Annotated in this window: 12 protein-coding genes; 4 read left to right on the top strand and 8 right to left on the bottom strand. The window is 58.9% G+C overall.

Features of this window, described 5'->3' with window-relative positions; translation table 11 throughout:
- Positions 1-79 precede the first annotated feature (79 nt).
- Positions 80-874, top strand: coding sequence for a hypothetical protein (locus AO353_RS13795; RefSeq protein ID WP_237142983.1), 795 nt, complete (start codon positions 80-82; stop codon positions 872-874).
- 119 nt (positions 875-993) lie between these two features.
- Here the strand turns inward: AO353_RS13795 and AO353_RS13790 are convergent, their stop codons facing one another.
- The 3 genes from AO353_RS13790 to AO353_RS13780 form a co-directional block, all read right to left on the bottom strand.
- Complete coding sequence (locus AO353_RS13790) at positions 994-1,383, bottom strand: DUF6124 family protein (RefSeq protein WP_054595460.1); 390 nt, start codon at positions 1,381-1,383, stop codon at positions 994-996.
- A gap of 526 nt (positions 1,384-1,909) precedes the next feature.
- Positions 1,910-2,677 (bottom strand): response regulator transcription factor, encoded by a 768-nt coding sequence (locus AO353_RS13785; RefSeq protein ID WP_054598228.1) that lies wholly within the window; start codon positions 2,675-2,677, stop codon positions 1,910-1,912.
- A gap of 125 nt (positions 2,678-2,802) precedes the next feature.
- Positions 2,803-3,273 (bottom strand): prepilin peptidase, encoded by a 471-nt coding sequence (locus AO353_RS13780; protein ID WP_054595459.1) that lies wholly within the window; start codon positions 3,271-3,273, stop codon positions 2,803-2,805.
- A 75-nt stretch (positions 3,274-3,348) separates the two neighbouring features.
- Between AO353_RS13780 and AO353_RS13775 the strand changes: the two genes are divergently transcribed.
- Both AO353_RS13775 and AO353_RS13770 read left to right on the top strand, forming a co-directional pair.
- On the top strand, positions 3,349-3,795 hold the full coding sequence (locus AO353_RS13775; RefSeq protein WP_054595458.1) for a TadE/TadG family type IV pilus assembly protein: 447 nt from the start codon (positions 3,349-3,351) through the stop codon (positions 3,793-3,795).
- Positions 3,792-6,557 (top strand): ATP-binding protein, encoded by a 2,766-nt coding sequence (locus AO353_RS13770; protein WP_054595457.1) that lies wholly within the window; start codon positions 3,792-3,794, stop codon positions 6,555-6,557. Before AO353_RS13775 ends, AO353_RS13770 begins: the two co-directional genes overlap by 4 nt.
- Here the strand turns inward: AO353_RS13770 and AO353_RS13765 are convergent.
- The 5 genes from AO353_RS13765 to AO353_RS13745 all read right to left on the bottom strand — a co-directional run bounded on the left by AO353_RS13765 (position 6,542) and on the right by AO353_RS13745 (position 10,853).
- The gene (locus AO353_RS13765) at positions 6,542-8,470 is read right to left on the bottom strand and encodes a pilus assembly protein TadG-related protein (RefSeq protein WP_054595456.1); all 1,929 of its coding nucleotides are present in this window, start codon (positions 8,468-8,470) and stop codon (positions 6,542-6,544) included. The genes AO353_RS13770 and AO353_RS13765 overlap by 16 nt on opposite strands.
- Positions 8,471-8,582: 112 nt before the next feature.
- On the bottom strand, positions 8,583-9,140 hold the full coding sequence (locus AO353_RS13760) for a DUF4136 domain-containing protein (protein WP_054595455.1): 558 nt from the start codon (positions 9,138-9,140) through the stop codon (positions 8,583-8,585).
- A gap of 28 nt (positions 9,141-9,168) precedes the next feature.
- Positions 9,169-9,777 carry a DUF4136 domain-containing protein gene (locus tag AO353_RS13755; RefSeq protein ID WP_054595454.1) on the bottom strand — a complete coding sequence of 203 codons (609 nt, stop codon included), beginning with the start codon at positions 9,775-9,777 and terminating at the stop codon, positions 9,169-9,171.
- A 24-nt stretch (positions 9,778-9,801) separates the two neighbouring features.
- On the bottom strand, positions 9,802-10,551 hold the full coding sequence (locus tag AO353_RS13750) for a methyltransferase domain-containing protein (RefSeq protein ID WP_054595453.1): 750 nt from the start codon (positions 10,549-10,551) through the stop codon (positions 9,802-9,804).
- On the bottom strand, positions 10,551-10,853 hold the full coding sequence (locus AO353_RS13745) for a MazG-like family protein (protein ID WP_054595452.1): 303 nt from the start codon (positions 10,851-10,853) through the stop codon (positions 10,551-10,553). The genes AO353_RS13750 and AO353_RS13745 overlap by 1 nt, the downstream gene beginning before the upstream one ends.
- A gap of 311 nt (positions 10,854-11,164) precedes the next feature.
- Between AO353_RS13745 and AO353_RS13740 the strand changes: the two genes are divergently transcribed.
- Positions 11,165-11,458 carry a hypothetical protein gene (locus AO353_RS13740; protein ID WP_054595451.1) on the top strand — a complete coding sequence of 98 codons (294 nt, stop codon included), beginning with the start codon at positions 11,165-11,167 and terminating at the stop codon, positions 11,456-11,458.
- Positions 11,459-11,591: the final 133 nt, after the last annotated feature.

Raw genomic sequence — 11,591 nt, 5'->3', positions numbered from 1 at the left:
TGATTCCTGGTCACATCAATGCGTGCTGCATCGTTTGGGGGTTTGGAGTTTTAGTTTGGATCAATATTAAGGGCTACTTGTGATAGCTCTCCCCATTGATCAAATTCAACCAACTTTATGGATGATTGTTTTTCTTCTGATTTTTCTCAGCCAGGCAATCATATTGTTTGCCGCCTACTTCAAGCTCGATCACATTGAAAAATACTTCATCGCGTCTCATCTCGTGAGCATCAATCGAAAAAGTGTAGGCAACGGTCCGTTTGGACGGATGAACAGACTAAGGCTGATAGGTGCGTTAACAGGCAGTTTCTATCAGCATCAGATGTTGGACCCTTATGCGTTTATGGAAGCGGAAACCCTGCCGACGCGTCTAAGAATATGGGTGGGAATTCCAAGAAATCTGATACGCATCGCGATGACCTGTGCTGGACTTCTCTTGCTCTGGGACGGTTTGCTGTATATGCACACAACAATTACCAGTCCAATGGACGAGCTGAAACTGCTCTACACAGCCCTGTTGAGTGCCTTTCTTGTCCTGACGCTGATGATTTTATTGCTGCGGGCATACATCAGTATTTTCAAACTGGAAGAACTTGAATCACATCTCTGCAACTCCTACTTTGTAGGCCGCAATCGCCGAGTAATGGGTAATGGGTTGTACGGTCGTAGCTACCGACTGAGTCACCTATCGATAATGCTGCACGCGCAAGATGCATTTCTGCTGAGGTGCGACCCGCACTTAATCAATGACATCAAGCGCCTTCCCTTACACCTACGACGTTGGATCATCATTTCCCATCGAATGGTTGCCTATTCATTATTCGGTTTTTTTACCCTATGGGGATGGGGAACGTATTCCGGACTGCTGGACTGAGCCGCGGGCCACACACTTCTATTTGCTGTAAAGGTGTTCGTAGCGAACTCAAGATCGTCATCGCGGGCATCTGATCCTTACCCGCGATAAACGACAACAAGGTTTACCTGAAGCAACGCTCAGGGTTTGACGACATACTCCGCCGGTTCGTCAGGGTCCATATTGTCCAGCGCTCGATCTACCAACAGCCGGATCCCGTCGATCATCCTGCAAATACCTAGCGCCACATTGCGTCGAGACCCTTCGATCTCGAACGCCAGGTCAGCGGCTATGGCCTTGACCGAAGCCAGGTCCTCCGAAGCGTTCGCCAGCAGGCTTTCATTGTCGATACCCGGGTTGACCGCAAACAACCGGTCCGAATGCAGATCGCTGAAGCGCAGCTTCGAAAGGGTCGGTTTCAGGTAATGATCGAGTGCGCGATGGGCAGCGTCGTGGAGCTTTTTCGAGTCGGGGGAGTCGTAGGGGGAAACGTCGTCGTGTTCGGGGGGATTGGGAATGGATGTGGTCATGTCGGTACTCCGAATATGAAATGGATATACCAAGTAATTCGGGCCGCGACGCCCGGACGCTGAATTGGCAGCGACGTTTGAAGGCTAGACGTGGCGCTTCCGAGCGGCAACCTGAAAGACATGTCAGAGATTTCGATCAATCCCACGCGGAGCGTAGGAACGATCTCAAGTCCTACACACCCCAACCACTCAGGCCGGCTGTCAGGCCGCCGTGCTGTGCTTTTGATCCACCCGCCCCTTCGGGAGGCCGAGTGGAGGTGTTCATCAGGGGGTGGGCGCGCAGCGCCGTACGGCGCAGCCGGACACATCGAGAGGAGGTCGTCGCGAAGCAGACCGTAGGCGATGCCCCCTGATGGACACCGGAGTGAGGGAACGCCGAGCCTAGGCGAGGTGCCGTACGCTCGGGGCGAGACCTTTTGGTTACTTTTGGCTGGGCCGGCACTCCGGGCGTTTGCCAAAAGTGACCCGCTGTAAGAGCGGAACCGTCAGCAGCCATCACCGCAGAAACGGATATGTACACCAAAGCCTAGTGCGCCGTAACCCGCCCCCGCGTCCCCGCCCCACTAGGCGACAAAGCCAACGCCAACTGCGTCCGATTATGCATATGCGTCAACCGCAACACCTGCGACACATACAACTTCACCGTGTTCTCGGTAATCCCCAACTCACAGGCAATCTGATAATTGGTCTGCCCCTTGCCCACCAACCGCGCAACATCCAATTGACGAGGCGACAGCTGATCAAAGATCGCCGGCATCTGCTCCCGGTCAACCTCCCCCCCCGACGGCAAAAGCGGAGCACGACGAACTTTATCAAGGTCCTGATAAAGGTCATCGATCGATTCGGAAAGGTCTTGCAGCTTCTGATTCAAGTGCCCCAACTGCACACTCTTTTGCCGTTCCTGAAGCGCGACCTCCTGACGCTGCAAACCTTCCAGCAGCTCATCCAGGTCAATCGGCTTCTGGTAGTAATCGGCGATCCCAGCGCGCAGGGCCTTGATCACATCCTGCTTGTCGGCGCGTCCGGTGAGCATGATGGCTTCGAATGCCCGGTGCTTGCCGGCGATGCGTTGCAGCTCCTGAACCAGCTGAATACCGTCGAGCCCGGGCATGTGCAAATCACAGAGGACCAGGCCGATGTCGACATCTTCACTGAAGCGCGCGATCGCTTGCTGGCTGGACTCACAAGGGACGCAACGGTAACCGCTGCTTTCAAGAAACTCGCAAAGCTCTTCCACGATCAGCGGTTGATCGTCGACCACCAGCACTTTTACCGCAGAAGCAGGCTTGTTCACGTGCGCCTCCATGCCCTGTCCGAAGACTGTCACTTCCTGTACCGACAGCGGCGAGCTGTACAGGCCTGAACTGAAAGTAGACCTACTTTCCTACTATGTACATAGCGATATGTCGTGCCGCACGACTAGCGGATACAGGCCAGTGTCAGCAGCATGCCGATCAGCACAAAGGGCGCAAAGGGTGGTTTTCTTGACAGCTCGGGAGCGAGGTATTGAAGTCGGGCCCTAAGCCGTTGACTCATATGCGGCCAGACCTTTGAAGCAATCAATAGCCACACCAGGCCAGCCATTCCAGCGCCGATAAAACTGCCGAGCAAATGCAGGTTGTCGGTCGCCAGTCCGATCGTCGCCATCAGCTTCACATCGCCGGCCCCCAAGCGTCCCAACCCATAACCGGGCAAGGTAAACAACAGTGCCAGCAGCAATGCCCACCCGCCCTGAACGTCAGGCGCGCCCAGCCAGGTGGTGCCGGTCCACAACAGATAAATCAATGCCAACAACCCGACGCCCAAGGTCAGGCTGTTGGCAATATGCCGTTGCTGAACATCCTGTGCCGCGCAAAGCGCCAGCCAGATCAGTAGGACAAAACTCTGCATCCGGTAAAAATCGTCCGCTTTGGCTGAATGATTCTATGCTCATACCACGTAGTCGTTGTCAGGGTAGACGCACTCATGAAATCAGGCCTCCCCAGAAAGCAAAAAGGTGCTGTGGCGATTGAGTTCGCCTTGGTGTTCGTGATCTTTTTTGCGGTGTTCTACGCAATCGTCAGCTACAGCCTGCCGCTGTTGCTGGTGCAGTCATTCAACGAAGCCACGGCCGAGGCAGTCCGGCAAAGCGTCGCGCTTGATCCGAAGACGCCCAACTACCCAACGGCGATGGAGAACCTGGCAAACAGCGTTTTACAGCAGCAACTGTCCTGGGTGCCAAGCGCCTTCAACATCACCTTTGGTGTCGACGCCAAGGCGGCCTATAACGCAGGCACCGGATTACTGACGGTCAGCGTGACGTACCCCACCAGCAAGCTCAATCAAGTCATCCCGTTTCTCGTCCTGCCCGGTGTCGGCACCGTGCCCAATCTGCCGACGAACCTGACGGCACAATCGAGTCTTCAATTTTGACACCTGGGGAAAAGCTCTTTGGCCGACTGCTCAATCGTCCGCCATTCCAGGAGCCCGACACGCCCTACAGCCTGGTGACACAGAATGTCGGATTACACCTGCTGCTGAACCCACAGGGTCGGGTGCTGAAAATGAGTGGCCCCTTGCGTCATGCATTGGCGCAGCGTCCTCACGCCGACCAACCCCCACACCTGATCGATTACCTGCTGCCCCACAGCCATTTGGTCGTCGAAGGCATACCCGCTGAATGGCAAGGCCAAAACCTCGACCTGGATTTCGCCGGCCTCGGTGGCCAGACCCTGCACCTGCGCGGCTGGGTTCAGCCGACGCCTGACAGCTGGCTGCTGCAGTTGCTCGACATCGGTGATTTGCTGCACGAACGCCAACAAGCCCACAGCCGCGAGGAATGTCAGTCGTTCGCCGGACACATGAGCGAACAGCTTCGCCTGTGCAGCCTGATGCGCCTGCCCGAGGTGCTGACCGAGCAACTCCAAGGCCTGGCCCAGCGCTGGCACATTCCCTGTGTGGCCATCGCGTTGCTCGACGATCAGGAACAAGGCTGGCTGATCCACAGCCAGTACAACGCCCACGATGCGCCGCAGCTGTGGCAAACCGGCCAACCGCTGGGCACCAGCCTGGACAGCTTGAGCGGTAATACGCCGTTGCGCTTGAGCGTCGCGCATGGTTTCAGCGAGCACCCGCGGTTGCAGGGGACCTTCGGTAATACCGACGGATTTCTGGTGCCTTATCGGGACGATCACGGTGTCGCCGCCTGGTTGCTCTGTGGTTTTTACCCGGTGCAGCAACGTGCGCCGCAGCTCAGCGAGCGTGACTGGTCGCTGCTGGCCGCAGCGCTGGCCGGACCACTGCTGGGGCGTTTACGCGAGCAGCATCAACATCATCAACTGGAGCGACTCGAAGCCCTGCAAGGTTTGCTGGGCACCGGTTGGTGGGAGCTGTTCGGCAACATTGACGAGGTTCAACTGGCACCGCAACTGGCGTTCACCCTGCACCTGGAGAGTGCCCGTTTACCGCTGGCCCAGTGGCTGACGCTGATCCATCCGGCCGACCGCCAAGAGCTGGCCAGCCGCGTGCAGGACCTGCAACAACACGGCAAGACCTTGCTGCTGTGCGTGCGTCTGCACCGCGCTGACGACGCCCAGACGCCGGTCTGGTATCGCCTGCAAGGCCAAGCGCTAGGCGTAGGTGAACAGCGTCGGCTGGTGGGGTTCATGCTCGACATCAGCGACATCAAGAATCAACAGCAACAGGCCGCCGCTGCCCATGCCCGCCTGGACAACCTGATCGCCAGTTCGCCGGCGGTGATCTACGTGCAACGCTATGTCGAAGGCGCGCTGCAACCGAGCTTTTTCAGTGCCAGCTTGCTGCCGTTGCTCGGCTGGAACCTGAATGATTTAGCAGGCAACGCGCTGGTTGAGCGGGTTCATCCCGAAGACCGTGACCTGTATTTCGAACGCACCCGCCAACTGCTGCGCGAGGGCTCGGTACGCGCGCGTTACCGTCTGCGCGACCAGCGTGGCGACTACCACTGGCTGCTCGATGAAGCCCGGTTACTGCGCGATGACCTTGGGCTGCCCGTGGAGGCGGTCGGCTTGTGGCTGGATGTCAGCGAAGCGACCCAGGCCGCCGAACAGGTCAAACAGAGCGAGGAGCGCTACCGGATTCTGGTGGAAGATTCGCCCGCGATGATCTGCCGCTACCGTCCCGACTTGACGCTGACGTTCGGCAATCGGCCCTTGGCGACGTACCTGGAATGCACGCCCGAACAATTGCCGGGGGTTGATCTGGGCAGCTGGCTGTCGGCCGAACAGCGCGAAGCCTTTGTGCTGCGCCTGCGCCAATTGACGCCGGAGTTCCCGGTGAGCACCGCGGAAATCAGCCTGCAACTCCCCGGGCGCGAAAATGCCTGGTGGGTCTGGTCGGATCGCGGGGTGTTCGACGAACGAGGTCGCCTGATCGAAATTCAGGCCGTGGGCCGCGACAACACCGAAGTCCGCCGTTCGCAACAACAGCTCACGCAAAGCGCAAAAATGGCCACCCTGGGAGAAATGGCCACCGGGCTCGCCCATGAAATCAACCAGCCACTGAACGTGATGCGCATGGCCATCGTCAACGTGCTCAAGCGCTTGAGCAACGGCGATGTACAGATCGACTACCTGCAAGACAAACTCAAGCGCATCGACGCCCAGGTCCAGCGCGCCGCGCGGGTGGTCGATCACATGCGGGTGTTCGGCCGGCGCTCGGAAATCGAGCAACAGCTGTTCAACCCGGCACACGCGGTGGAAGGCACGCTGTCGTTGCTGGCCGAAGGCATGCGCGGCAAAGGCGTCGACTTGCGGATCAGCGAGTTCGGCTTCGAAGCCAATGTACGTGGCCATGTCGATCAGCTGGAGCAAGTGTTGATCAACCTGATGGTCAACGCTCGCGACGCACTGCTGAGCAAGCGCGAAAGCGACCCGGCGTTCAAGCCGTGGATTTCACTGTATGCCGAACGTGACCACAGCTCGCTGCGGCTGTGGGTCGAAGACAACGCTGGCGGTATTGATCCGCGTTTGCTGGAGCGAATCTTCGAACCGTTCTTCACCACCAAACCGGTCGGTGTCGGCACCGGTCTGGGTTTGTCGGTGAGCTACGGTATTGTCGAGAACATGGGCGGACGGTTGAGCGTGCGCAACTCGATCGAGGGCGCGCGGTTCTGTATCGAGTTGCCGATTGCGCTGGGTGATCAGATCACCAGGTAGGCTTTGCCTTTTTGGCCGCAGGTGAGGTTGAACCCCACATCGACTTTGTTGACGTCGATCCCCAGATTGAGCAGCAGGCTGTTCACCAGTGGATCGACCAAGGGCGCCAGCAGACCATCGATTGCGTTGATCAGCAGCGTTGTTACATCTGCCAGCAGCGATGACAGCGTGCTGAGCAGCAATGCCGTCAGACCATTAATCGTCGGTGTGTGCTGAATGAGTGTGATACCACCCAAGGTTGCGCTCAAACTACCAACCACACCCGATACCGAAACAGTGTGAAGCGGCAATGGCGGTACATTGATGTCCTTGGGGTTGTTGTAGGTGTAGTTAGGGTCACTGGCCCCGGCGATCGGGCTGTCGATCATGATTTCACTGCCACCGCCGGTAAACGGCGTGCGCGGCCCACAGGTGAGGGCCAATCCCTGGCAGGTCCTGCTGCCGATATCGACCAGGGTTAACGGTGTAAGCGCTGACAACGGCGAGGAGGAGAACCAGATTGCAGGGTTGATCTGGCCGACTTTGACGTTGAGCGTGGAAATGTCCGTGGTCGCGGTAAGACTTTTGCTGTTCGGACTGACGCATGAGTAATCGGTGACATAACTGCTCCCGACTCCCGCTTCAATCCCTACATCAAGGTTGAGGCCTTCAGGCGCTATTCGCAGGTCTGTTTGTGTGCAGGTTGACAACAGGCACCCGGGTGCCAGCAGCGTGTTGATAGAGACGACAATCGCGCTCAACAGCGTATTCACCAACTGCAACACCGCATTGATCAGAGAAAGGTCGACCGTTGTGAGCAGTCTTACCTGCGCCGTCTTCACATAGATCCGGTTCACGCCCAACGGGTCAGCCTTGGCTAGTTCCGGATCGCCCACGGCAGAAAACTGCGGCGGCTCAATCACTTTTACACGGGTTGTCACGCCCAGCAGCCCCAGTACGTTCACCGGTAGAACGGCGGTCACCGCACTGTTTTTATTCGCCAACTGCACAAAGCCCTGAACCAGCTGAAACAGCTGCACCGTGGCATCCAGGCCGGCCGTCGAGGTGCCCGTCTGAAGTTGCAGCACATCGCCAAGTTTGATCGGTGGTGCATTGCTGGCCCCCACCTGAAGACTGGTCAGCGCCGTCATCACTTCGGCCGTGGCACCGTTCTGACCTGCAACTGTTGCCGCGGCGTGTATGAATTGGGTGACCGTTCCTTGCGTGCTGAGCAATGCCGTGTAGTCGCCTGCGCTCACCCCCAGCTCGATGGCCAGCTGGTCCATGAATTTCAGCAGGTTGATATCGGCATTGGCCAGGCCATCCCAGCCCACGGCTGTCAGGTTCACGCTGCCGCCCAGAAGGCTCGAGAACAGCGGGTTCAAGAGATTCGACCTCGCGGTGTCGACACTGACGACCGAACTGCGAATGCTTAGCTGCGCCAGCGTCGGTTGCGGCGCCGCTGCCACCGCCGTGGCAGTCAGCGTGGTATTGGCATTGAGCGAAGCCCCACTGAACAATGCCTGAATACCCGCCGCCGCACTGGTCGCTACCACGTTGGTGGCAACCACCTGAATGGCCATCGATTGCGCGGCATTGGGGACGAAGGTGCGCAGGTTGGTCGGCGCCGTCGCCAGCGAACCGCAGGTGGTGGTCAAGGTGCTGGTGGGGCTGACGATGAACGCATTACGAACCGCGCTTTGCCCGGCATAACTGGCCGCCGTCAGGCCCGTCAGGCAGGTGCCGCCGCGGCTGACCGCTTCCAGCGCGGCGTTGTCCACCACCCGTTGCAACTTGCGCTGCTCCAGATAGAGCCGGCCACTGTCGACCACCAACAGCGCAATCAACAGCGCCAGGCCGAAGGTCATTGCCGCGAGCAAACCGATAGCGCCACGTTGCCCGGCGGGGCCGCGAAACTGCAAACTGGGAGACATCGAGCACTCCTTTGCCGGCGCACTGCCGAGCGCTACCTCCGGTGGTGCAGGCAGTGTAGTCAAGGCTCGAGCACGGCGCTGGCAACTTGCCAGCGCCGATGATTCAAGTGCTTTATTTCGGTGGGTAATTGCTCAATATCCGCCCTACCGTCGCGCGAATCGCGGCGCTGCGGTCGGCGGGCTGCGGCGATCTGCTGAGCAGTTGTTCATCACTGCCACGCCAGACCAGCTTGCCATCCTTGCCATCGAGCAGGTCGATCTGAAGTGTGGCGACCTTGTAAGAGACGTTGCGGGTTTCGTTGTACATCGGTGCGCCCCAGTAGCCGTTCCAGGGGCCACCCCAACCACCGCCATAGTTAGTGGTGATTTGCTGCTGGCGATCCTCGACGATCAGGTAGGTCCGTACATTGACGTCAGCCTTGGCACCGGTAGCGGCCGGGCGCAGACCACGCTGGTCGAGTTGATCGGCAACCGCCTGGCGAATGCGTTGTTCGGTGAGGTCGCTCTTGATCCGCGGATCGTCGGGACGGTATTGCACGGCAGGCTCTTTCCAGGCCCAACTGCGATAGGCGGCGAAATCGCGGCTGGCATCAAAATCGTGATTGACCTGGGTCGTTTGGCAGGCGCTGAGCAACACAGCGCAAGCCAGTAATGAGAGACGGCGGGACATGATTTTTCTCCGGGTCCAGGCAGGGAACCTAACTAGGAGGATACGCCGCTACCGCCTTTTCCACAGCTGTTCGTAACGCATCGCCACGCTCTATTTCGTTGCCCTGAAGGCCCGCTTCAGCGCTGGCACTCCAGACCGGTTGCCCGGTGCTGGCGTCGAACAAATCCACCCGAATCACCAGCACTTGCACCTGATAGGTACGAACGATCGGCACCGTGTTGTACATCCCGTAGCCATTGCCATAACGGTTATAACCGCCGTAGCCGCCATAACCGTAATCCTCCTGGACCTGCTTCAGGCGGGTTTCCTGATGCAGGTCGGCGCTGACCCACAGGTCCGCCGGACGATTGTCGTGCAGCGGACGCAAACCCCGTTGATCCAGCGCATTGCTGACCGCTTCGGCAATCTGCGCCGAGTCGGCCAAGACCGAACCGTTGGGCAACCGGCCATTGAGCCAGGCCCAGCTTTGGTAACGGCTGTAATCACGCGGCGCCGCTGGATAGGCGCTGCGGTCAAAGGTGTTGGCAGCATGCGGCGGGGCTGGCGGCAGCGGATTGGAGCTGGCGACATACGGATTGCTGCCCTGGCAGGCACCGAGCCCCAGACACAACATGATCAATCCCAAACGGCGTTTCATGATGCTCTCCACAGAAACCATGGTTCAGACCGGGCGACAGATCCAGTGCAGGTAACGCCCCAGTCCGGCAAAACTCGGGTGACGACGGTGGGCCAGCTCCATTTCCAGCAAGTCGATCAGTTCGGCACGGGCCTGAAACTCTACCGGCATGTAGTCATGAAAAACCCGCACTCCGCTCTGGGTTTCGACCTGCCACAAACCGTCCAGTTGCGTCGCCAGTTCTCGCGGATCCAGAGGCATCTGCGGGGTCAGGCTCTGCTTCTCGCCGGCCATGTCGTTCTTGCGCATCTTGCGGAAATGGCCCTTGAGCAAGTTGCGGTAAATCAGCGCATCGCGGTTATAGAACGCCAGCGACAGCCAGCCGTCTTTGGTCGTCAGTTGATGCAGCACCGGCAGAATCGCGTGGGGTTCGGCCAGCCACTCCAGCACCGCGTGGCACAGCACCAGGTCGTAAGGTTCGGTGAGTTGACCGAGCAGCTCTTGCCACGGCGCCTGGATAAACGTCGCCGCTTGCCCGGCCTCGGCGAAGCGCTGGCGGGCGCCTTCGAGCATCGGTTCAGCAGGCTCGGCCAGGGTCACCTGATGCCCGCGCTGGGCCAGCCACAACGACATGTGCCCAAGACCTGCGCCGATATCCAGCACCCGCAACGGTCGATCCGGCAGGGTTTCGGCCAGGTCGGCCTGCAGCACCGCCAGACGGATCGCGCCTTTGGCACCGCCGTAGATTTTTTCGGCGAAACGGGTCGCCAACTGATCGAAATGACGGTCGCTCATCAGCTGAACCGCCGTTCGCTGTCAGCCAGCTTGCTGCGTACTACCTGTTCCATGTCCAACCCCAGCTCGCTGCATAGCAGCAGTAGATAGAGCACGATATCGCCGACTTCCTGACCGGCATGCGCCAGTTTGTCCGCTGGCAACTGGCGCGACTGGTCTTCGCTCAACCATTGGAAAATTTCCACCAGCTCGGCCATTTCGACACTGGCGGCCATGGCCAGGTTCTTCGGGCTGTGAAATTGCCGCCAGTCGTTGCGGTCACGGATGCAGTGCAGGCGTTCGGTCAGTTCAACAAGGTTCATCGGGCTCTCCTGAAGGCGTATAGCTTCGGGCGGATGGCGGATGAAGGCAAGCACCGAACACTGCTGTCGTTTCGTGACAGTTCGCGAGCAAACCCGCCTGTGTGTTTAGACTTGAAGGGGTGGGTGGGACTAAAAGCCCGATTCTGACTCTAGCCAGTACAGAACGCAGAAGCTTGCCCAGTGGGTGCAGACGTTCAGTTACTATTCGCCAATTCAAACCACCAAACCTCTATGCTTCAAGGGCGCTCGCCAGCCCTGACAATGGCCAAAGCGCTCAGCGCCGGCACCCACTCTTTCATCAGGACGTACACATGCAGGTAGATAGCTTTTTCGAATGGCTTGGCCAGGCGCTGGGTTCGGTCATCCGGTTCATCGTCGATACGCTCAGTGGGTTGTTCAGCGCCTTGACTCACGCCAGCGGCAATTTTGTCGACGGGCTGTCACGAGCACTGGGCATGGAGCCCTCGATCATCAGCATACTCGTGCTGATCATCGGCTTGATGCTGCTGTACTCGGCGGTCCGCGCGTTCATGCGTGCATCGATCATCGCAGGGATTATCTGGCTGGTGCTGGGGTTGTGGGTGTTGAGCTGGGTGGTTCACTGAACAACACCTCGCTCACTCACGCACAACCTGTAGCAGCTGCCGAAGGCTGCGTTCGAGGGCGAAGCACTCGCCAAGCTGACGACGCGGTCATCCAGAGGGACCTTGGTATGCCATTCACGACGGCTTCGCCGCC

This window comes from Pseudomonas fluorescens (genome assembly GCF_001307155.1).
In the GTDB taxonomy this organism is placed as follows: Bacteria; Pseudomonadota; Gammaproteobacteria; order Pseudomonadales; family Pseudomonadaceae; genus Aquipseudomonas; species Aquipseudomonas helvetica.
This window is presented reverse-complemented; position numbering and strand designations above follow the sequence as displayed.

Coding starts and splice junctions, on each gene's coding strand:
- AO353_RS13755 (WP_054595454.1), bottom strand. CDS start 9,777: ATGAAACGCCGTTTGGGATTGATCATGTTGTGTCTGGGGCTCGGTGCC.
- AO353_RS13750 (WP_054595453.1), bottom strand. CDS start 10,551: ATGAGCGACCGTCATTTCGATCAGTTGGCGACCCGTTTCGCCGAAAAA.
- AO353_RS13790 (WP_054595460.1), bottom strand. CDS start 1,383: ATGACCACATCCATTCCCAATCCCCCCGAACACGACGACGTTTCCCCC.
- AO353_RS13775 (WP_054595458.1), top strand. CDS start 3,349: ATGAAATCAGGCCTCCCCAGAAAGCAAAAAGGTGCTGTGGCGATTGAG.
- AO353_RS13745 (WP_054595452.1), bottom strand. CDS start 10,853: ATGAACCTTGTTGAACTGACCGAACGCCTGCACTGCATCCGTGACCGC.
- AO353_RS13780 (WP_054595459.1), bottom strand. CDS start 3,273: ATGCAGAGTTTTGTCCTACTGATCTGGCTGGCGCTTTGCGCGGCACAG.
- AO353_RS13740 (WP_054595451.1), top strand. CDS start 11,165: ATGCAGGTAGATAGCTTTTTCGAATGGCTTGGCCAGGCGCTGGGTTCG.
- AO353_RS13760 (WP_054595455.1), bottom strand. CDS start 9,140: ATGTCCCGCCGTCTCTCATTACTGGCTTGCGCTGTGTTGCTCAGCGCC.
- AO353_RS13765 (WP_054595456.1), bottom strand. CDS start 8,470: ATGTCTCCCAGTTTGCAGTTTCGCGGCCCCGCCGGGCAACGTGGCGCT.